General features: G+C 63.4%; 23 protein-coding genes. 11 read left to right on the top strand and 12 right to left on the bottom strand.

Features of this window, described 5'->3' with window-relative positions; translation table 11 throughout:
• Positions 1-245: 245 nt before the first annotated feature.
• Genes QRN54_RS25125 through QRN54_RS25110 form a run of 4 tightly spaced genes read right to left on the bottom strand, consistent with a single transcriptional unit; the run spans position 246 to position 3,744 of the window.
• Positions 246-848 carry a cadmium resistance transporter gene (locus QRN54_RS25125; protein ID WP_003944587.1) on the bottom strand — a complete coding sequence of 201 codons (603 nt, stop codon included), beginning with the start codon at positions 846-848 and terminating at the stop codon, positions 246-248.
• Positions 849-897: 49 nt separating this feature from the next.
• The gene (gene lspA / locus QRN54_RS25120) at positions 898-1,422 is read right to left on the bottom strand and encodes a signal peptidase II (RefSeq protein ID WP_011133466.1); all 525 of its coding nucleotides are present in this window, start codon (positions 1,420-1,422) and stop codon (positions 898-900) included.
• Positions 1,419-3,371, bottom strand: a complete 1,953-nt coding sequence (locus QRN54_RS25115) for a heavy metal translocating P-type ATPase (RefSeq protein ID WP_285183370.1) — start codon at positions 3,369-3,371, stop codon at positions 1,419-1,421. Before QRN54_RS25115 ends, lspA begins: the two co-directional genes overlap by 4 nt.
• Entirely contained in the window at positions 3,364-3,744 is a 381-nt protein-coding gene (locus QRN54_RS25110) for an ArsR/SmtB family transcription factor (RefSeq protein ID WP_054186437.1), read from the bottom strand. The genes QRN54_RS25115 and QRN54_RS25110 overlap by 8 nt, the downstream gene beginning before the upstream one ends.
• Positions 3,745-4,082: 338 nt before the next feature.
• On the opposite strand from QRN54_RS25110, the gene QRN54_RS25105 reads away from it, so the two are divergent.
• Positions 4,083-4,505, top strand: a complete 423-nt coding sequence (locus tag QRN54_RS25105; protein ID WP_011331632.1) for a heavy metal-responsive transcriptional regulator — start codon at positions 4,083-4,085, stop codon at positions 4,503-4,505.
• 360 nt (positions 4,506-4,865) lie between these two features.
• Here the strand turns inward: QRN54_RS25105 and QRN54_RS25100 are convergent, their stop codons facing one another.
• The 6 genes from QRN54_RS25100 to pstS all read right to left on the bottom strand — a co-directional run bounded on the left by QRN54_RS25100 (position 4,866) and on the right by pstS (position 10,727).
• Positions 4,866-5,930: a helicase associated domain-containing protein gene (locus QRN54_RS25100; RefSeq protein ID WP_011331631.1), complete on the bottom strand. Its 1,065-nt coding sequence runs from the start codon at positions 5,928-5,930 to the stop codon at positions 4,866-4,868.
• 52 nt (positions 5,931-5,982) lie between these two features.
• On the bottom strand, positions 5,983-6,732 hold the full coding sequence (locus QRN54_RS25095; RefSeq protein WP_054186436.1) for a winged helix-turn-helix transcriptional regulator: 750 nt from the start codon (positions 6,730-6,732) through the stop codon (positions 5,983-5,985).
• 91 nt (positions 6,733-6,823) lie between these two features.
• Entirely contained in the window at positions 6,824-7,600 is a 777-nt protein-coding gene (gene pstB, locus QRN54_RS25090; protein WP_285183368.1) for a phosphate ABC transporter ATP-binding protein PstB, read from the bottom strand.
• 21 nt (positions 7,601-7,621) lie between these two features.
• Positions 7,622-8,524 (bottom strand): phosphate ABC transporter permease PstA, encoded by a 903-nt coding sequence (gene pstA / locus QRN54_RS25085; protein WP_003944617.1) that lies wholly within the window; start codon positions 8,522-8,524, stop codon positions 7,622-7,624.
• Positions 8,521-9,501, bottom strand: a complete 981-nt coding sequence (gene pstC, locus QRN54_RS25080) for a phosphate ABC transporter permease subunit PstC (protein WP_285183367.1) — start codon at positions 9,499-9,501, stop codon at positions 8,521-8,523. The genes pstA and pstC overlap by 4 nt, the downstream gene beginning before the upstream one ends.
• Positions 9,502-9,599: 98 nt before the next feature.
• The gene (gene pstS, locus QRN54_RS25075) at positions 9,600-10,727 is read right to left on the bottom strand and encodes a phosphate ABC transporter substrate-binding protein PstS (RefSeq protein ID WP_285183365.1); all 1,128 of its coding nucleotides are present in this window, start codon (positions 10,725-10,727) and stop codon (positions 9,600-9,602) included.
• Positions 10,728-10,958: 231 nt separating this feature from the next.
• On the opposite strand from pstS, the gene QRN54_RS25070 reads away from it, so the two are divergent.
• From QRN54_RS25070 to arsA, 10 genes are read left to right on the top strand one after another with little or no spacing between them, the layout of a single operon-like run.
• Entirely contained in the window at positions 10,959-11,651 is a 693-nt protein-coding gene (locus tag QRN54_RS25070; RefSeq protein WP_285183364.1) for an arsenate reductase/protein-tyrosine-phosphatase family protein, read from the top strand.
• Positions 11,648-12,319, top strand: coding sequence for an arsenate reductase ArsC (locus QRN54_RS25065; RefSeq protein ID WP_285183362.1), 672 nt, complete (start codon positions 11,648-11,650; stop codon positions 12,317-12,319). Before QRN54_RS25070 ends, QRN54_RS25065 begins: the two co-directional genes overlap by 4 nt.
• A 33-nt stretch (positions 12,320-12,352) precedes the next feature.
• The gene (locus QRN54_RS25060; RefSeq protein WP_151532320.1) at positions 12,353-12,679 is read left to right on the top strand and encodes a DUF3349 domain-containing protein; all 327 of its coding nucleotides are present in this window, start codon (positions 12,353-12,355) and stop codon (positions 12,677-12,679) included.
• 24 nt (positions 12,680-12,703) lie between these two features.
• Positions 12,704-13,084: an ArsR/SmtB family transcription factor gene (locus QRN54_RS25055; RefSeq protein ID WP_151532321.1), complete on the top strand. Its 381-nt coding sequence runs from the start codon at positions 12,704-12,706 to the stop codon at positions 13,082-13,084.
• Positions 13,081-14,169 (top strand): ACR3 family arsenite efflux transporter, encoded by a 1,089-nt coding sequence (arsB, locus tag QRN54_RS25050; protein ID WP_285183361.1) that lies wholly within the window; start codon positions 13,081-13,083, stop codon positions 14,167-14,169. The genes QRN54_RS25055 and arsB overlap by 4 nt, the downstream gene beginning before the upstream one ends.
• Positions 14,166-14,582 carry an arsenate reductase ArsC gene (locus QRN54_RS25045; RefSeq protein ID WP_285183360.1) on the top strand — a complete coding sequence of 139 codons (417 nt, stop codon included), beginning with the start codon at positions 14,166-14,168 and terminating at the stop codon, positions 14,580-14,582. Before arsB ends, QRN54_RS25045 begins: the two co-directional genes overlap by 4 nt.
• Before the next feature lie 37 nt (positions 14,583-14,619).
• Positions 14,620-15,606, top strand: a complete 987-nt coding sequence (trxB, locus tag QRN54_RS25040; RefSeq protein WP_182263378.1) for a thioredoxin-disulfide reductase — start codon at positions 14,620-14,622, stop codon at positions 15,604-15,606.
• Positions 15,607-15,633: 27 nt separating this feature from the next.
• On the top strand, positions 15,634-16,044 hold the full coding sequence (locus tag QRN54_RS25035) for an arsenate-mycothiol transferase ArsC (RefSeq protein ID WP_054186485.1): 411 nt from the start codon (positions 15,634-15,636) through the stop codon (positions 16,042-16,044).
• 58 nt (positions 16,045-16,102) lie between these two features.
• Positions 16,103-16,510, top strand: a complete 408-nt coding sequence (gene arsD / locus QRN54_RS25030) for an arsenite efflux transporter metallochaperone ArsD (protein WP_054186484.1) — start codon at positions 16,103-16,105, stop codon at positions 16,508-16,510.
• 16 nt (positions 16,511-16,526) lie between these two features.
• Positions 16,527-18,284, top strand: coding sequence for an arsenical pump-driving ATPase (gene arsA, locus QRN54_RS25025; RefSeq protein WP_182263377.1), 1,758 nt, complete (start codon positions 16,527-16,529; stop codon positions 18,282-18,284).
• A 28-nt stretch (positions 18,285-18,312) separates the two neighbouring features.
• On the opposite strand, the gene QRN54_RS25020 is transcribed toward arsA, so the two are convergent.
• Positions 18,313-18,717: a hypothetical protein gene (locus tag QRN54_RS25020; protein WP_054186482.1), complete on the bottom strand. Its 405-nt coding sequence runs from the start codon at positions 18,715-18,717 to the stop codon at positions 18,313-18,315.
• Complete coding sequence (locus QRN54_RS25015) at positions 18,714-20,435, bottom strand: hypothetical protein (protein ID WP_285183358.1); 1,722 nt, start codon at positions 20,433-20,435, stop codon at positions 18,714-18,716. The genes QRN54_RS25020 and QRN54_RS25015 overlap by 4 nt, the downstream gene beginning before the upstream one ends.
• Between the last annotated feature and the right edge of the window lie 203 nt (positions 20,436-20,638).

Below are 20,638 nucleotides of genomic sequence, written 5' to 3'. Positions count from 1 at the left end.
CCCGTGCCGACGTCCGAGAAGGCGGCCACCGCTGGTCCAACGATCATTCGGGCGCCGTCCGAGTTTGTCGTTCTGCCAATTCGCACTGGATCTTCCGCTCGCCTTTGCTTCGGTGGCCGGACCGTTGTGACGCGCCATGCACGGTTCCGGCCGGGATGCGGTGCGCGGAGTCGCAGACATCCGCGTGCCCCGGCGACCGCGAGGAGCCGGGACGGATCAAGGTGCCACCGTGCCAGCAGTGTCGGTCATGCCGCGGCGGCGATCAGGCGGCCGATCACACCGGATTCGAGCAGGATGATGACGCCCAGCCCGATGAAGACTGTGGGCACGAGCCAGTGCTCGACGCGCTCGAGGGTGTCGATGACCTTCTTGTGGGTGCCGAGCATTCTGCCGGCGGCGCACCAGAGTCCGACACAGATCAGGAACACGGCGATGGTAACGATGGTCTGGGGCGCACCGAGAGTGCGGAAGACCGGGGTGTAGACGGCGATGTTGTCGGCGCCGTTGGCGATGGTGATGGCGGCGACGCTGATCGTCCCGGCCGCGACCACTACGGGTTCACCGTCTCCGTCGCTGCGTAAGCCCTGGATCAGTCCCCAGATTCCTAGCGACAGGGGAAGTAATCCGAGTAGTCCAACCCAGTCCTCGGGCACGATCACCAACCCGAGGGCGGCGACCACACTGATCGCGACGAGGGTGATCAGGCCGAGGTACTGGCCGGCAACGATCTGCCATGCCCGCGGCCGTCCTTGACTGGCGGAGGCGACGAACAGGACGGTCAGTACGACGATGTCGTCGATGTTGGTGCCGGCGAACATCGCTACCGCCGCGGCGATGGTGCCGATCATCCTCGCATCCGGCGGCTGCCGCGGCGCGGCCTGATCTCGGGTATTGCTGTCATTTCGAACTCTCCTGTGCGGGCGGGGGATCGGCCGGGTCGTGGGTGGACTCAAAGATCAGTGATGCGACGAGCAGCACGACGCCGCAGGTGATGTAGGTGTCGGCGAGGTTGAAGGTGGGCCACCAGCCGGTGTGGAAATAGTCGGTGACCTTTCCGTCGACGGCACGATCGATCACGTTGGCGGCAGCTCCGGCGAGGATCGCCGACCAACCCACCGTCCCCACCAGTGAAGCGGTGGGGACGGTGCGCCAGGCGTAAATTCCGACGCCGAGAGTGATGGCGGCGGTGACCGCGAGGATGATCCAGGCCGGAAGCTGTTGGCCGATGCTGAACGCGACACCGCTGTTGTACGCCAACTTCAGTTGCAGCAATCCCATATCGACGGTGCGTGCACCGGAAAGGGTACGGCGCGCAACGGGTTCGGCCGACAGTGCGATCGCGATGAGAGCGAGACCGACGACCACGAGAATCACCCGCCGCGTGCTACCTGTGCGGATTGATCGAGCCGCTAATTCGCTCACGTGCGGGCCTCGACCTTCCCCGCCGGTGCGGGTACCGATCCGGTGGGGAAGGCTTGCGCGCGGCCGGCCCGGACACCGTTGGCGATGACCACGATCTCAGCGACCTCGTGCACCAGGACCACGGCGGCCAGGCCGAGAACCCCGAACAAGGCCAACGGCATCAGAACGGTGATGATCGCCAGCGACAGTCCGACGTTCTGCAACATGATGGTCCGGGAGCGGCGCGCGTGCGCCAACGCCTGCGGCAGGTGCCGCAGGTCCTCACCCATCAGAGCAACATCGGCGGTCTCGATGGCCACGTCGGAACCCATCGCGCCCATGGCAATGCCCAAGTCGGCGGTGGCCAGGGCGGGGGCGTCGTTGACACCGTCCCCGACCATTGCCGTCGGGCGGCTCGCACGCAAGGTTTCCACGATCCGTGCCTTGTCCTCCGGGCGCAGGTCGGCGTGCACGTCGTCGATCCCGACGTCGGCGGCCAGCGCCTGGGCGGTGCGTTCGTTGTCGCCGGTGAGCATCGCGACGGTGTACCCGCCGCGTCGTAGCCCGGCAACCACCTCACGTGCTTCCGGTCGGAGCTCGTCACGGACGGCGACCGCCCCGATGACCGTTCCGGCGCGCTCGATCAGCACCGCAGTGGCGCCGGCATGCTGCATCCGCTCGATATCCCCTGCCAGCGGACCCGGGTCGATCCAGCCCGGTCGACCGAGGCGCACAGGTATGCCGTCGATGGCCCCGGTCAGGCCCGCCCCTGTGACCGCGTCCACGTCGTCGGCGGGTGCGTAGTCGTCGACGGCGGCGAGAATCGCGCGAGCGAGAGGGTGCTCGCTGCGCGCCTCCAACGCTGCGGCCACCGCGAGAACGTCCTCGCGGCTGGCGCCGTCCGCCGTGGCCACATCGATCACGGCAGGCTGGTTGCGGGTGAGGGTGCCGGTCTTGTCCAACGCAACGGTGCGGATCCGGCCGAGGGCCTCGAGTGCACCGCCGCCCTTGACCAGGACACCGAGCTTGGACGCCGCACCGATCGCGGCGACAACGGTGACAGGGATCGCGATGGCCAGCGCACACGGGGAGGCGGCGACCAGCACCACCAGGGCGCGTTCGATCCACACCAGCGGATCGCCGAGCACACTGCCGACCGCGGCGATAACTGCGGCGACGATCATCACACCTGGAACCAGCGGTTTGGCGATCTTGTCGGCGAGGCGTTGCGCCTCGCCCTTGCGGGACTGCTCGGCCTCGACGATCCGCACGATTCTGGCCAGCGAATTGTCCTGCGCATCTGCGGTGACCTCGACTTCGAGGACGCCGGTGCCGTTGATCGATCCTGCGAACACCTCGTTGCCGGGACCGGCTTCGACGGGCACCGATTCACCGGTAATCGCGGAGGTGTCCAGAGCGGTGCGTCCGGTGCGGATGACCCCGTCGGTGGCGATCCGTTCCCCAGGCTTGACGACCATGAGCTCGCCGAGCTGGAGTTCGGAGGGCGGAACGGTTTCCTCGCGGCCGCCGCGGAGAACTGTCGCGGTGGCCGGCACCAGAGACAGCAAGGCCCGCAGGCCCCGGCGAGTGCGGGTGACCGCATACTCTTCGAGTCCCTCGCTGATCGCGAACAAGAACGCGAGCATGGCCGCTTCGCCCACCTCACCGAGCAGTACCGCGCCGACAGCCGCGATCGTCATCAGGGTGCCGACCCCGATCTTGCCCTTGACCAGGCGTGCGAGAGTGGACGGGACGAACGTGTAACCGGCAATGAGCAGGGCGCCCACCTCGAGACCGAGCCCGAGAGCATCCGGCCCACCGGTCAGGCCCACTATCAGCGCCGCGATCAGCAGCACGCCCGCAGCTGCAGCCGCCCGGATCTCGGTAACCTGCCACCACTTTTCGGGCCCGTGTTCTTCCTCGCCTTCGACGCGGGGTTCGTCGTGACCGCAACCGCATGCGTCACTCACGGCTATCTCCGATGGCGGTGCCGTAATTCGGGCACAAGGCAACCGCGTTCCCCGTCGCGGCAAGCAGCGTCTCCGCCGAGGCGAGTAGGTCCATCAATTCCGGCCGGGCCAGCGAGTAGAACACCTGCCGACCTTCCGGTCTGCCGTCGACCAAACCGCAATCACGTAGGCATGCAACATGTGCGGACACCGTCGACTGGGCGAGGCCGAGTTCACCGATCAAATCCGCAACCCGCGCCTCTCCTTCGGCGAGACGGCGCACGATCGACAACCGGGTGCCGTCCGAGAGACTGTGGAACAGTGCCACTGCCGCATCCAGACTGGACCCGCTGCCGGTTGCAGCGAGGCATCCCGACTCGTTATTCATCGTCATAAAACGATGATAGCAATGTAGGGCGATTCGAGGAAGATGATGCACCGGACTTGGAAGTGAATGCGGTACGCCAGCCGAACGGTGGCCGGCCGACGTACCTCACCAGGAACGGCGAAGTGACATCGGTAGATTCCGAGTTGCTCGCCACGGCATCACATGGGGGGACAGCAAGGACCCATCGCTCGACACAGCCAGTCGCACAACATCTCCAGTGGGTTCATTTCACACCTCCTTCTGAGCGTTCGCCGTCAGCGCGACGACGAGCGGTCCGAGTCACCTGCGGTTCCCGAACGTCATCCATAATGGACATTCCAGTGCGATGGAAGGTCAAGGATCTCGTGAAAATTGGTGAACTGGCCGCTCGGAGTGGCGTTGCCCCGAAGACGCTGCGTTTCTACGAGGACAGTGGGGTGATTCCCGTCCCGGTCCGAAAGTCCAACGGCTACCGGGATTTCGGTCCGGAATCTCTTTCGCGTTTGCGGTTCGTCCGCAGCGCCCAGTCTGCAGGTCTCACCTTGCGAGAGATCCGCCAGATCCTCACCACCCATGACCGCGGGGCGGCTCCTTGTGAGCAGGTCGTGGAGATGCTCTCGGAGCATCTCTCCCAGGTTCGTGGCAAGATCCGCGAACTTGCCACCCTCGAAACAAACCTTGTTGCGCTGCTGGGTCGAGCGGAAAGTGGGATTCCGCCGGAAACCGACGATGTCGGTGTGTGCTGGATCCTGGAATCTGAGCCTCAGGACGGTGTTGCTGAATCGTGAAATCGATTGCGGGTGCACCCCCCTGTTTCAGCAGGTTCGGCGCTCAGCAATGTGATGAGGTGAGCGAAGCGGTTGTAGCGGTGTTGCCGGTGTGTTGATCAGTCCGGTGCAGAAGTAGTGGTGTCGGGATCTGTCGGGAACATCGATTCGGCGGATTCTCCGGGTGCGGGAATTGACAGGCGCCGCCACTCGGGGGCCGAGGTCACCATTGAGCGTTTCCGGAACTTTCGTTCCCAGGGAGCCATGTGCACTTCGCCTTGCCTTGGAAAGCAGGAATCCTCTGCGAAACCTGCATCGCTGTGATCCAAGGTTGCTGGCGAGCATGAGTGGGGTTGTCTTGCGACGGTTCACTTGCCGGGTTTACTCGTGCTGTTTGTCGTCGATCCAGCGCCAACCTGGAAGTTGTTCGAGTCGTGCGGAGCGGGCGTCGGACAGAATTCCTCGGTGGTGGTGTTTTCGTTGGGTGCTGACCCATTCGCCGAGGGGATAAGTTCCGGTGACCGCGCTCTTGGATGGTCGAGCATGACCGGAGTTCGCGACGAACTGAGTCAATACGGAAAACCCTCTCTCCCATTGTGTTTGGAAAGGATCCCAGTCCCAGCCGGGCAGCGCTTCGAGGGCGGCGATTTTCTCGATCGCCAGGGTGCCGGTTTTGTAGTCGCGGCGCCGGTGGTGGACCCACTGTCCGAGGGAGAACCCGTCGAGGATCTCTGATTGTCGGGGGGAGGCTGTTCCGTGGATGGCGGTGTAGGCCTTAAGGGCCGAGATCCCCTGTATCCACGCGTCGCTCTCGCGGCCCCATCGCCACCCTGGGAGCTTGTTCAGTTCGGCGATACGATCCGGGGGCAGGGTGCCGGCGCGATGCTCTTCTCGGCAGCGGAACACCCATTTGCCCACGTCGAAGCTGTTGGCGCGCGCTGAGCGAGGGACATCGGCACCATCGTGCTCTCGGAGGTACATCTCGAGTGCAGAGCGCCCGGTTTCCCAACGAACGGTGTCGTTGTCCCACATCCAGGCGGGTAGGGCTTCGAGCATGAGAATCTGGGTGTCGGTGAGCTCGCCATTCTGGTGGGCTGTGCGCTGGGCGTTCGCCCATGCGACCAGATCGATACCATCGATCACGAGAGTCGACGACAGGTCCGTGTCGGGGCGCGCGGCGAGCTCGTCCGATAATGCGGACAGTGCTGCTCGCCAACTTTTGCGTCGCGGTTTCCCCCAGGTCCAGCCGGGTAGGTTTTCGAGGAGGTCGGCTTCACCGGCGGAGAGTGTGCCGTCCCAGTATGCGATCCGTCGACGTGCCACCCACCCGCCGAGGTCGATTCCGAACGCATGGACTCGACCTGCGGGGCCGGCATGACCTTTGAGTTCGACGAACTTCGTCAGCGCTCGGAATCCTGATTCCCAGTCGTCTGTGGGTGCGCCCATCACACGACCTGGGAGTTCTTCCGGGTTCTGCTACCGCAGAGAGCTGATGGGTTCATGCACATAAGGAAGGAGCGAGGCGGTAGCCGGCGCCGCGGATGGTGCGAATGAACTGTCCGTGCTGCGCATCCGAGCCGAGTTTTTCACGTAGCCGCTTCACGTGCACCGCGACGGTGTTCGTTTCGGCGCTGTGACCCCATACTGCGAGGCTGATCTCGCTTTGGCTGGCGACGTGGCCGCGGCGTTTGATCAGGTAGACGAGCAGTTCGAGTTCCCGCTGAGTCAACTGTACTTCGCGGTTTCCGACGCGGGTCTCGTAGCCACTGGGGTTGACCCGGATCGGTCCGGCGGTGACGACACTGTCTTCGGCGGGTGAGAGTGTGGTGATGCCGGCGAACGGAGCAATGGTGGTGATGTCGTACGGGCGGGCAACGACCGCCGAGGCGCCCGCGGCGAGGACTTCGCGCACGATGCGCTCGTCGCCCGACTTGGCTGCACCGACCAGGATCGGAACATCGGACCGGCTTCGAATCGTGGCCACCACTCGTGCGGCGTCGACGTTGTCGGTGTGAGCAGCCAAGATCAGGACGGTCGGCACCTCCGCACCCACCGCCAGTAGAGTCTCGGCACCGTCACGGCACCAGTCGGTGCGAATCCCCATGTGGTCGGCGGCCGCCATGAACTGCGCAGCGGTGGCTGGGTCCGGCTCCGCCAGAAGCAGACGCGTATGCGAATCGGCCAAGGAGTAGCCGTAATGCGCTCCCGCCGCGACCTCCCGGTCCGGCTGACGCAATTCGATAGTCAACTGTCGACCCCCTATTTCAGAACGTACCCATTGTCTCACCTGAAGTAGCCGGTGAGGAGGAGGTCGACTGCCCACACAGCCACAGTGTCGCTCAGCCGAAGCGGCCGGAGATGTAGTCCTCGGTAGCTTTTTGTGTCGGGTTCGAGAAGATCTTCTCGGTGTCGTCGATCTCGACGAGTCGACCGGGCTTACCGGTTGCCTCGAGGTTGAAGAATGCCGTCTGGTCACTCACACGCGCAGCCTGCTGCATGTTGTGCGTGACGATGACGATCGTGAAGTCCTTCTTCAGCTCGGTGATCAGGTCCTCGATCGCGAGAGTCGAGATCGGGTCGAGCGCGGAGCACGGCTCGTCCATGAGCAGGACGTCGGGCGAGACGGCGATGGCACGCGCGATGCACAGACGCTGCTGCTGACCGCCTGAGAGGCCGCCACCGGGCTTGTCGAGGCGATCCTTGACCTCGGTCCACAGGTTGGCACCGCGCAGAGAACGCTCGGCCACCTCGTCGAGCTTTTTCCTGTTGCGTTCACCACTCAGTTTCAGGCCGGCGACGACGTTGTCCTTGATGGACATGGTCGGGAACGGGTTGGGCCGCTGGAAGACCATGCCGATGGTCTTGCGAACACCCACCGAATCGACGCTGGAATCGTAGATGTCCTCGCCGTCGAGCAGGACCGAACCCTCGACGCGCGCCCCGGGGATTACTTCGTGCATGCGGTTGAGGGTGCGCAGGACCGTCGACTTTCCGCAGCCGGACGGACCGATGAACGCGGTCACGCTCCGGGGCGGGACGGACAGGCCCACATCGGCGACAGCGTGAAACTTGCCGTAGTAGATGTTGAGATCTTTGATGTCGAGGCGCTTGGCCATGTCTGGTGTTCCTGTCCGTTTCTAGCGCTTGTTGGTGAGGAAGCGGGTCGCGAGCGCCGCAAGAAGGTTGAGGAGTGCCATGACGATGATCAACGTCAGGGCTGCGCCCCACACTCGGAGCTGGCCTGCGGGCTGCGGGTTGATCAGCTCGGTGTAGATCAGCAGCGGGAGCGAGGCCATGTTGCCTTCGAAGACGTCGAAATTGATCGAGCGGGAGTAGCCGACGAGCACGAGGACCGGAGCTGTTTCACCCATGACTCGGGCGATGGAGAGCAAGACTCCGCTGATGATGCCCGGCATCGCGGTCGGGATGACGATGCGCATGATCGTCTTCCACTTCGGAACGCCCAGTGCGTAGGAGGCTTCCCGAAGCTCGTCCGGGACGAGCTTGAGCATTTCCTCGGTATTGCGTACGACGACCGGCAGCATCAGCAGCACCAGCGCCAGCGAGACGGCGAAAGCGCTCTGTTCGAATCCGAGAGTTGCGATCCACAGGCTGAAAACGAACAACGCCGCAACGATCGAGGGCACACCTGCGAGAACGTCGACCATGAAGGTCACTGTGCGAGCAAAGGCTCCGCGCCCGTATTCGACCAGATAGATCGCAGCCATGATGCCGAGCGGGACGGAGATGAGCGCTGCGATCGCTGCTTGGATCAAAGTGCCGTACAGCGCGTGGTAGATGCCGCCGGCGAACTGTTCCGGCAGCACACCCTGCAGAGAATTCGTCCACCAGCCGGAGGAGGTGATGGCGCGCCATCCCTTTTCGATGACGGTGAACAGCACCCAGACCAGAGGAATCAGCGCGATACCGAAGGCAGCGTAGAACAGTACGGTGGCGATACCGTTCTTGGCTTTGCGGCTGGTGCTGATGCTTTGGAACGTCGGCGCCTTGGCCGGCGCATCGAGGAGATCGGCGCTCATCCGTTGACCTTGCCTTTCGCGACCATGCGAGCTAGTGCGTTGACGACGAAGGTCAATGCGAAGAGGACGAAACCAGCGGCGATGTACGCGCCGGTCGGAAGGGGAGCACTGAACTCTGCCGCTGCAGAGGCGATCTTCGAGGCGAAGGTGTATCCGCCGTCGAACAGCGACCAGGTCGAGGCATTGGCAGCCGAACGCAAGATGATGAGCACGGCCACTGTTTCACCGAGAGCGCGCCCCAGACCGAGCATCGACGCGGCAATGATGCCGCTGCGCCCGAAAGGCAGCACGGTCATACGCACGACTTCCCATTTGGTGGCACCGAGCGCTTGTGCCGCTTCGATCTGTGAGCGCGGTGTCTGGCGGAAGACCTCACGGGTGACCGAGGTGATGATCGGCAAGATCATCACTGCGAGAACAATTCCCGCAGTGAAAATGGTTCCGCCGCCGGTCAAGGAGACGTTGCCTTCGCTGAAGAGGAAGAACCAGCCGAGGTTGTCGTTGAGGAACTCCGCGACCGGGCTGAGCTTGGGGGCGAGGATGAAAATTCCCCAGAGACCGAACACGATCGAGGGCACCGCGGCGAGGAGATCGACGATCGAGCCGAAAGCGTGGGAGAGACGCGCTGGCGCGTACTGCGTCAAGAACACAGCGATACCCAGCGCGATCGGCACCGCAATCGCCAGAGCGAACACCGAACTGAGCACGGTGACCGTCAGTAGGTCACGGATACCGAAACGCAGATTCGATGCATCGCTGGTGACGAATTCGGTGCTGGTGAAGAAATTCGCGTTGTTCGCCTGCAACGACGGGATGGCGCGAATGAGCAGGAAGATGGCGATCAGGCCGATGGAGACGACGATCGTGGCACCGGCACCGGTGGCCAGCCACCGGAAGAACTTGTCACCGAACTGGTGTTTTCCGGTCGAAAGAGACGAGGGAATCGTCAGGGAAGTCTTGCCGCTGTGATCAGGCATGCCGGGTATCTTTCCGCCCGCCCCCGGAGCCGCCGCAGTGGGCGTCTCCGGGGAGCGGGTTACGTCGTCGGGGTGCAGAGCCATCGCTGATCAGGCAATCAGGAGATCGCGTTGACTGCGGTGGTCAGCTTCTGCTGGAACGCGCTCGGGAGCGGGATGTATCCGTTTTCCTCGAGACCGTTCTGGCCTGCGCCGATCGTGGACTGCAGAAACGCGCGGACAGCGGTGCCGACCTCGGCGTCGGGGTACTTCGAGCACACGATCTCGTAGGTAGCCAGCACGATCGGGTACGCGCCGGTCTCCGCGGGCTTGTAGAAGGTGGACGTGTCGAGAACGAGGTCGTTGCCCTCACCCTTGATGGTGGCCCCGGCGATGGTCTTGCCGACGGTCTCGGTGCTGATCTCGACCGGTTCGGGACCGGCGGAGGTCACGATCTTGGCGGTCTGCAGGTCCTGAGCCTTGGCGAAGGACCACTCGTTGTAGGTGATCGCGCCTTCGGTGCTCTTGATGGCGGCGGAGGTGCCCTCGTTGCCCTTGGCGCCCTCACCGACGCCACCGACGAACGACTTACCCGCGCCCTTGCCCCAGGCTCCGTCCGAGGCGGAGTCGAGGTACTTCTGGAAGTTGTCGGTGGTGCCCGACTCATCGTTGCGGTAGATCACGTTGATCTTCTCCGACGGCAGCGAAGCACCCTCGTTGAGAGCCTTGATCGCCGGATCGTCCCAGGTGGTGATCGCACCGTTGAAGATCTTGGCAGCAGTGGGGCCGTCGAGCACGAGGTCGTCGACACCCTTGACGTTGTAGGTCACCGCGAGCGGGCCGAAGACGACGGGAAGGTTCCAGGCGTCGCTGGTGCAGCGTTCCTTCGCGCGGTCGTACTCGCCCTTGTCCTTGCTGAGCGGAGAATCGGAACCACCGATGTCGGTCTGGTTTCCGATGAACTCACTCACACCGGCGCCGGAGCCGTTGGAGGTGTAGTTGAGGGTCTGTCCGCTGCACGCCTGCTCGAACGCATTCACGAAACGAGTCATGGCGTTGGCCTGGGCGGTGGAACCACTGCCCTTGAGTGCCGACTTGCCGCCGCATTCGACATTCGAGGTCGAGCCCGCGCCAGTGGATCCGGTCGAACCCGTCGCGCCGGTGTTGTTGTCGCTGCCGCACGCTGAAAGCAGGAGGGTGCTGGCCGCCAGCACACTGAGGGCGGCGCCAGATCGCTTGAGCTTCACGTAGTTCCTTCGAAGTATCGGGGTTGCTCGCGCGGCGCGCGGCCACCGAGATCGAGTGACACTGAGCAGGGCTGATTGCCGCTCGGGTGATGAACCTAGAGGCCGGGGATGAACGGATATCGCTGTGAAAATGAACGGAACATGAATCCATGGGCGAAATTTGAATGAACGGCCCGGTTACCGGCAGGTATTGCTTGACTTTCCTGCATTAACTCAGTGATTATTGACTCAATGAACACTGAGGAAAATCCTTCGCTGGAACAACGGGCCTCGCTCTACGGTGCCCTGGCGGATCCGGCGCGCTTGTCGATCGTCGATATGCTCGTGCTCGGCGATGCATCGCCATCAGAACTGCAGCGCAGGCTCTCCATCTCGTCGAACCTGCTCGCGCACCACATCGGCGTCCTCGAGCGCGCGGGCCTTGTGCACCGATCGCGATCGGAAGGCGACAAGCGCCGCACCTACCTACGACTCGAGCCCGCCGCACTGGATGTGCTTGTTTCCCCCTCGTCGCGCGTGACCGCAACGCGAATCGTGTTCGTGTGCACCCACAATTCCGCGCGCTCGCAACTGGCTGCGGCGTTGTGGAACAAACAATCCTGCATCCCGGCAGCATCGGCCGGCACCCACCCCGCTCCCCGCATCCACAGCGGCGCACTCGCCACGGCCCGTCGCCACGCCCTACCTCTAGAAACATCACGCCCGGCCGCTGTCGAGGACGTCCTCGCGCCTGGGGACATGGTCATCGCCGTGTGCGACAACGCCCATGAAGAAATGCGCGAGAACCCGAACTCTCTTCACTGGTCGATTCCGGACCCTGCCCGCGCCGGCAGTGCCGCAGCGTTCGACCGAGCCTTCGATGACATCGACCACCGAGTCGCTCGACTCGCCCCCCATTGCCTCCCGAACGGAGAACTCTCATGACCGACAACCTCAGCACCGCAACACATCACCGCGATGACCTGACCATCGATCAACGGTTGGCGCTCAAAAGTGCCGCCGCGCACCTTGCCTCTGAATTCACCGACGTCTTCAACACCGAAACCATCGAGCGTTTCCTGCATTCTTCCTATGACCAGTTCGCGGGCCGCGCCTCCGTCGTCAACTACCTCCCACTGCTGGCCGAACGCTTCGCCCGGCAGCGACTGCGCGCCCTGGCCAAAGTCGAAGGACTCTCCAACGACGGCAAACCCACCGTCCTGTTCCTGTGCACGCACAACGCGGGACGATCCCAGATGGCCATGGGATTCTTCGAAAAACTTGCCGGTGAATGTGCCGTCGCGTGGTCAGGCGGATCCGAACCCGGCACCAGCGTCAACGAAGCAGCGATCGAAGCAATGGCCGAACGTGGCATCGACATCAGCAGTGAATATCCCAAACCGTGGACGGACGAAGTGGTCCGCGCTGCCGATGTCGTCATCACGATGGGCTGCGGAGATGCATGCCCGATCTTCCCCGGGCGTCGCTACGAGGAATGGGTCCTTCCCGACCCCGCAGGTCTCGGGGTCGACGCCATCCGTCCGATCCGTGACGAGATCGAACGGCGAGTACTCGCTCTGCTCGATGACATCGACGTTGCTGCCCAGCACTGATGCGCTGGCGAAATTCCGCGAAGAAGGCTTCTCATGTCCATTCCAGCAGTGCTCACCGCTTTTGTGCATTGGCTCCGTAGCGGCTACCCCGACGACGCACCCAGATACGGCCACAGCCCGCTACTGGCCCTGATGGATCAACGGCTCTCACCTGAACAGCTCAGTGAAATCGTGATCGCGCTCGACGGAAAACCTGTCTCCGAGGCCATCGACATCCAAGTGGCCATCACAGCTGCCACAGGGCGAATGCCCTCACCTGCCGATCTGAGTACCGTATGCACGGCTATCGAGAAATCCGCGTCCATCGAGGGGGTCTCCACGTGCTGCAGAATCAGGGGCGTACCCCATGTTGCGAACTGATTCGATAGATGTCAATATTGACGTATGTCGAATCAAGTGGAGCGAAACGAGCCATGCTGCTCGCCGCTCAACCGTGAACCCTTGACCGAGGACTGGGCGGGCGATCTGGCCCGCATGTTCAAAGCCCTCGGTGACCCCGTGCGTCTGCGCCTTCTCAGCTTGGTAGCAAGTCACGAAGGCGGTGAAGCCTGCGTCTGCGACATCTCCGACACGTTCGATCTGTCGCAGCCGACTATCTCGCATCATCTCAAGGTACTGCGCCAGGCCGGGTTGCTCGACTGTGAACGGCGCGGTACCTGGGTCTACTACTGGGTTATTCCGGCTGCCCTGCAACAACTTTCCGCAGTTTTACTCGTGGAATCAGCCCCCACTGTCTTGGACATCCGACAGGAGACAACTGTATGAGCGCCCCAGTCAGTACCGCTCACCCGGCAGTCGTCGGAAAACTCTCTACCCTCGACCGTTATCTACCGGTGTGGATCGGCGTCGCGATGGTCGCAGGGTTGCTGCTTGGCCGCTGGATTCCCGGTTTGAACACCGCGATCGAGAAGGTCCAGATCGACGGCATCTCACTGCCGATCGCCTTGGGTCTGCTGATCATGATGTACCCGGTGTTGGCGAAGGTTCGCTACGACCGCCTCGACACGGTCACCGGCGACAAGAAACTACTCGTGGGATCGCTGGTTCTGAACTGGGTTCTCGGGCCCGCTTTGATGTTCGCGCTCGCTTGGCTGATGTTGCCGGATCTTCCCGAATACCGCACTGGGCTGATCATCGTCGGCCTCGCTCGCTGCATCGCGATGGTCATCATCTGGAACGACCTGGCCTGCGGAGACCGCGAAGCCGCCGCCGTTCTGGTCGCGATCAACTCCGTGTTCCAGGTCTTCATGTTCGCTCTGCTCGGTTGGTTCTACCTGTCCGTCCTACCTGGTTGGCTCGGCCTCGAACAGACCACCATCGACACCTCGCCCTGGCAGATCGCCAAATCTGTTCTGATCTTCCTCGGCATCCCGTTGGTAGCCGGGTTCCTCTCCCGCTTCTTCGGTGAACGCGCCAAAGGCCGCGACTGGTACGACAACAAATTCATCCCCAAGATCAGCCCCTGGGCGCTCTACGGTCTGCTGTTCACCATCGTCGTGCTCTTCTCCCTACAGGGCGAACAGATCACCTCACAGCCGTGGGATGTCGTCCGGATCGCGCTGCCGCTGCTGGTGTACTTCGCGTTGATGTGGGGCGGCGGCTACATCCTCGGCGCCGCAATCGGATTGGGCTATGAACGCACGACGACCCTGGCGTTCACCGCCGCGGGCAACAACTTCGAACTCGCGATCGCCGTAGCCATCGCCACCTACGGCGCCACCTCCGGTCAAGCGTTGGCGGGAGTGGTCGGCCCGCTGATCGAGGTACCGGTGCTCGTCGGCTTGGTCTACGTCTCCCTTGCCCTGCGTAAACGCTTCACCCCCACCGTCGGAAAGGTTTCAGCCTCATGACCAGCAAGCCCAGCGTCCTGTTCGTCTGTGTCCACAACGCCGGCCGATCGCAGATGGCCGCCGGATTCCTCAGCCACCTCGCCGGCGACGCCATCGAGGTCCGATCCGCCGGATCCGCACCCGCGGACACCATCAACTCCGCCGCAGTCGAAGCGATGGCCGAACTCGGAATCGACATCTCCGCCCAGACCCCGAAGATCCTCACCACCGACGCCGTCCAGGACTCCGATGTCGTGATCACGATGGGCTGCGGCGACACCTGCCCGATTTTCCCCGGCAAGAGCTACCGCGACTGGGTCCTCGACGATCCCGCCGGCCAAGGCATCGACGCGGTCCGCCCGATCCGCGACGAGATCAAAACCCGCGTCCAAGCCCTGATCACCGAACTCACCGCCCCGTCGGTATCGCGCTGACCACCCACGCCCCCTTCGATTCCGTGAAAGAGACACTATGACCATCCCGTCCACGGTCCATGACGTCATCATTGTCGGTTCCGGACCGGCCGGCTACACCGCTGGTGTCTACACCGCGCGCGCTGAACTCGCGCCCCTGCTCTTCGAGGGAACCCAGTTCGGTGGCGCCCTCATGACCACCACCGTGGTCGAGAACTTCCCCGGATTCCGCGAAGGAATCATGGGCCCCGATCTGATGGAACAGATGCGCGAGCAGGCACTGCGCTTCGACACCGACATCCGCACCGAGGACGTCGAGGAGATCGATCTCAGCGGCCCGATCAAGACGGTCGTCGCGAACGGCGAAACCTACGCCGCGCACGCGATCATCCTCGCCATGGGCGCGGCAGCCCGCTACCTGGGCATTCCCGGTGAAGAACGCCTCCTCGGCCGCGGCGTCAGCGCCTGCGCCACCTGCGACGGCTTCTTCTTCCGTGACCAGGACATCGTCGTGGTCGGCGGCGGCGATTCCGCGATGGAAGAAGCAACCTTCCTCACCCGTTTCGCTCGCTCGGTCACCTTGGTGCACCGCCGCGAGGAGTTCCGCGCCTCACGGATCATGCTCGAGCGCGCCAAGGCCAACGAGAAGATCCGCTTCCTGACCAATGCCGAGCCCGTCGAGGTGCTCGGTGAGAACAGCGTCACCGGCCTTGTCGTGCGCGACACTGTCACCGGTGAAACTTCCACACTCGAGATCACCGGCATGTTCGTCGCCATCGGCCACGACCCGCGCAGTGAGCTCGTCAAGGGCCAGGTCGATCTCGACGACGTCGGATACGTGCGCGTCGCTCCCGGTTCCACCGCGACCTCCGTCGACGGCGTCTTCGCTGCCGGTGACCTGGTCGATCACACGTACCGTCAGGCGATCACCGCTGCCGGCACCGGATGCTCCGCAGCAATCGACGCCGAACGCTGGCTGGCCGACCGCGGCGACATCACCGCCAACACGCTCGACGCAGCCGGCCACACGGTCGACGCCGTCTGACTCCCACGCCCAGCGAAAGGAACTTCGATGAGCAAGCCTTCAGTGCTGTTCGTGTGCGTCAAGAACGGCGGCAAATCCCAGATGGCCGCCGGCCTCATGCGCAAAGCCGCCGGTGACCAGGTGGACGTGTACTCGGCCGGCACGAAACCAGGCTCGGCGGTCAACGCCCTGTCTGCCGAAACCCTCCTCGAGGTCGGGGTGGACATCACTGGTGAGACCCCGACGCTGATCGATCCGCAACTGGTGCGCGATGTCGACCTCGTCGTCACCCTGGGCAGCGAAGCGAAGGTCGATCCCGTCGCCGGTACCGACTTCGAGAACTGGGACACCGACGAGCCGTCCGAACGCGGCATCGACGGAATCGAACGAATGCGCCTGGTCCGCGACGACATCGCCTCCCGCGTCGACGCTCTCGCTGCCCGTCTAGCGACCCGCTGATATCGGAACCGCTAGCCGCACCATCGAAGACCCGCGAAGTAAGAAAGAGGACATCACCATGAGCACCATCGAAGTATTCGAACCCGCACTGTGCTGCAACACCGGCGTCTGCGGCGACGACGTCGACCAAGCGCTGATCACCTTCACCGCCGACCTCGACTGGGTCGCAAGCAACGGCGGCACCATCACCCGCCACAACCTCGCCAACGACCCCCTTGCGTTCGCCGGCAACGACACCGTCGCAGCATTCCTCAAAATTTCAGGCTCCGAAGGACTCCCGCTGGCGATCGTCGACGGAGTCACCGCCCTGACCGGCACCTATCCCACCCGCAACCAGCTCGCGAAATGGGCAGGCATCACCGAACCGGGCGCCGCGGACGCGCCGGCCGGGATCGCCATGCTCGGACTCGCCGACGGCTCGGCATGCTGCTCCACCGACGACGCCGACTCCACCACCTGCTGCTGAAAGCGCCGACACCGCAATGAAGTTCCTGAACGATGCGCCCCGATTCCTGTTCTTCACCGGCAAAGGCGGTGTCGGAAAGACCTCCATCGCGTGCGCGAGCGCGATCACCCTCGCCCGCGCCGGGAAGAAAGTGCTGCTCGTGAGCACCGATCCCGCCTCCAACGTCGGGCAGGTGTTCGGTGTGAGTATCGGCAACACCATCACCTCGATCCCCGCAGCGGCGGGGCTGTCGGCCCTCGAGATCGATCCGGAACAAGCCGCTGCCGCCTATCGCGAGCGGATCATCGGCCCCGTCCGCGGACTGCTCCCCGAGAAGGAGATCGCGGCGATCGCCGAACAGCTCTCCGGGTCCTGCACCACCGAAATAGCGTCGTTCAACGAGTTCACCGGACTGCTCTCCGGCCAAGGCGACATCACCGCGGGCTTCGACCATGTCCTCTTCGACACCGCTCCGACGGGGCACACCATCCGGCTGCTGCAGCTTCCCGGATCGTGGACCGAGTTCCTCGACGACGGTAAAGGCGATGCATCATGCCTGGGTCCGCTGTCCGGGCTCGAGAAGCAGCGCGCCATCTACGCCGACGCCGTTGCCGCGCTCGCAGATCCGCAGCGGACCCGCCTCGTCCTGGTCTCGCGCGCCCAGCGTTCGACGCTCACCGAAATCACCCGCACCCACCGCGAACTCGCCGACATCGGACTGACCCATCAGCATGTCGTGATCAACGGTGTCCTCCCGGCGCCGGGCGACGACACCGATCCGCTCGCGACCGCGATCCACCGGCGTGAACAAGCCGCGATCGCCGCCCTGCCAACCGAATTGGCGCAATTGCCGACCGATCAGGTCCCGCTCAAAGCGACCAACATCGTCGGCATCGATGCACTCGAGAGCTTCTTCGCTGCCGACCTCAGCCCGGTATCCGCGGCCTCAGCGGACCCGTCCCTGCAGCTGCTCAGTGCTCCGCTCTCATCCCTGATCGACGAACTCGACACCGATGATCACGGCCTGATCATGTGCATGGGCAAAGGCGGAGTCGGCAAGACCACCATCGCCGCCGCCATCGCTGTCGCCCTCGCCGAACGCGGCCACCAGGTGCACCTGACCACCACCGACCCGGCCGCACACCTGACAGAAACTTTGAACGGGGAACTCGACAACCTCCAGGTCTCCCGAATCGACCCCGCCGACGCCACCGAGCAGTACCGCAACCGGGTCCTGACCACCAAAGGCAAGAATCTCGACGACCGCGGCCGCGCGAACCTCGCCGAAGACCTCCGATCGCCCTGCACCGAGGAAGTGGCGGTCTTTCAGGCGTTTTCGCGGGTGATTCACGAATCGAGCCGCAAATTCGTCGTCGTCGACACCGCCCCGACCGGTCACACCTTGTTGTTGCTCGACGCCACCGGCTCCTACCACCGGGAAATCGCCCGACAAATGGGTGAGAACACGAACTTCACCACCCCGCTCATGCGACTACAGGACCCGAACGCCACGAAAGTCCTACTCGTGACCCTCGCCGAAACCACACCCGTCCTCGAAGCCGCCGGTCTGCAAGCCGACCTACAACGCGCAGGAATCGAGCCTTGGGCGTGGGTGGTCAACAACTCCCTCGTCGCAGCCGAACCGACCTCGCCGCTCCTGAAGCAACGCGCAGCCGGCGAGATCGCCGAAATCGGCAGCATCACAAGCCAATACAGCCAACGAACCGCCATCGTCCCGATGCTCGCCGAAGAACCCATCGGCACAGATGCATTGACGGCGTTGAGTAAGGCCTGACGGGAGTGCGGAATCGACTTCTGGCTGGTCATTTACGGGGGCTGGATATGGTGGCGACGGCCGTGCGTTGATGGAGCTCCGTGCGAAGTTGGTGCGCTTCGAGGCTGAGTTGCTGGATTTGTGACGAAGCTAGAGCGACTTGTTCGGTGAGTTCGCGATTACGCGTGCGGAGCTTCCGGTTCTCGAGTTCGAGATTCTGGATGTGATTGGGTGGCGCCGCGAGTGTGGGCGTACTGCGGTCGGTCTGCCGGTGCTTCGTCAGCACCTCGACTGTCTCTGGAAAATTGCGCCTCAGGGTGGTGTTCGCGATGCCGAGGCGGCGGGCGAGAGCAAGAGCACTGGGCAGGACTCCACGTTCGGCCGATTCGGCCAGTAACGCGGCAAGCTCCACGGATACAACTGCCGTGGTTGGCAATCCGCTGGGCGGGGTCATCGTGGGTCCGGGCGGTGGCGGTCGACGAATGCGTGAATCTGTGAGGCCCGTTCGGAGAGTTGGCTGTGTAGGAGCGGTGGGAGTGTGGGACGTTCACGAAGGGTGGCCGCGATTTTCTCGGCCTCTGCGTTCAGTTTCGTGAGGTTGCCGACCGTGAGCGCGACGTTCGTGCAGGCGAGCGGTTGACAGTGATCGAGCTGCGGAACTGCGCTCTTGTCGGCGCTGCTGTTCAGACACAGCGCTTTTCGGACATCGAAGACACATGTTGCGTATTCGCCTGGGTAGATGGCTCCGGCTTTGCCTTTCAGTACACGTGCGAGCCGTTTGGGGTCGGTGATCACAGCCCCGGTGAACTGGGGATGGCCGGCCAGCGCCGCGAGTCGTGTTGCGCCTTCTGCTGCGGCTGGACCGGTCAACGGGGTGTGGGCGTGTTGATCGATCATGGCCATAAGATCGTTGCCTCTCAGTAGCGCTTGCTCAGCTTCGACCTCCGCACGGAAACCTGAATCTGAGGTTCCGGCGTATCCTTCGAACATTTGAATGCTCAAGTGGCGGTATGCGATCGCGCCCGCTACGGCTCCGCCGGGTTGTCGGGCAATGAACCAGGCAAGTGTTCGTCGGAACTGTCGGGTGGACAGTATCCATGGTGCGCCGTTCACCGTGGGAACGATGTCGGTGCGTCCGTGGTCGGCGCAGTAGTTGTTGATCCAGCTGCACAGATCGTTGAGCTGCACATTGGTGGCGCAGGTGGTGAAAACTCGATTGGGGCGGAAACCACTGGCTTCGTCGCGCGATTGGGTGAGAAAGGTGAATAGATACTCGGTGCCTGGCCGGCGTAGTTCGGTGAGGACGTCGATGGCGCGGGCCACTGGCGCGCCGACTGTCCATGTGGCGTCGACGCCGTGTGGATCTTTGGCGCCCTTGAAGGCTGTGCCGGAAACTGTCCATCGGTATGGGGTTCCGTCGGATCTTCGGAGAACCGTGACGCAGCCGGGTCGCAGGCTTTTGACTTCACTTTCGCGCATGCCGGACAGATAGGCGACAAGGACGTAGCAGGCGGTGTGGAGCATCCGTGAGAGCACTCTCGCGGACTTGCTCGGATGGTTGTTTGCGCAGATCCCGTTGGTCCACGGCTTTTCGTCGAGTCTCCCCGAGATGGTTATAGGAAACCATGTGTACGGATCGACGCCGACCAGCTTTTCGGCAGCGGCGATCGATTCCCACTGTTCAGGTCTTCGGATGTCGCTGATGCCGGCCTCCGCGGCGAGGAGTGATCGGTTCACTCCTCGCCTCGTACCGGGTAGGGGTTGTCCAGTTCGGATGTAGCGATCGAGGACCTCCGTCAGGGCTGCGTGTGCTCCGGAGTTTCGGCCAAGAGCGGAGGGCTTGGTTCGGTTCTTGATGGGCCCGCTGTGTTCGAGGGCGGTCAGGATGTCGGGTGCGAAATCGTCGACGAATCTCAACGACCATGCAATGAGCGGACCGAGTACCTGTTCAGGGATGCGAGGGGTGATGTTTTCCGCGCGTGAGCGCGATTGCTGGGACCATCCCTCGGCTGCGTACTGAGGGTCGAAGTTGAGGGGCTCGGTCAGGGCGCTTCGATACCGCCACAGCATGCGCACTGCGCGTCGGGCGTTCTCGCGGTGGCCGGTGTCGGGGACATCGGCGAGTAGGAAGAGGGCGTAGTTTCCGAGCATCTCGGGAGACAGGGCGGCCAACGAAATTCTGGGACACGTGCCATCGGCCCAGATTAGAAACCGTTTAACCTGTGGAAACAGAGCGGTGACGGTGCCCATGGCCAGGCGATACTCTCCCAGCGGTAACGGTCCCGATAAGAGGGCGGCGAAAAGCTCTTTCGCGGTGCGCTGTTGACGGGCGGGGATGGTGGTGAAATCCAAACGCTCCGAACTCAGATGTGATT

The sequence above is a fragment of the Rhodococcus sp. MEB032 genome (assembly GCF_030208925.1).
GTDB classification, from domain to species: Bacteria; Actinomycetota; Actinomycetes; order Mycobacteriales; family Mycobacteriaceae; genus Rhodococcus_F; species Rhodococcus_F qingshengii.
This window is presented reverse-complemented; position numbering and strand designations above follow the sequence as displayed.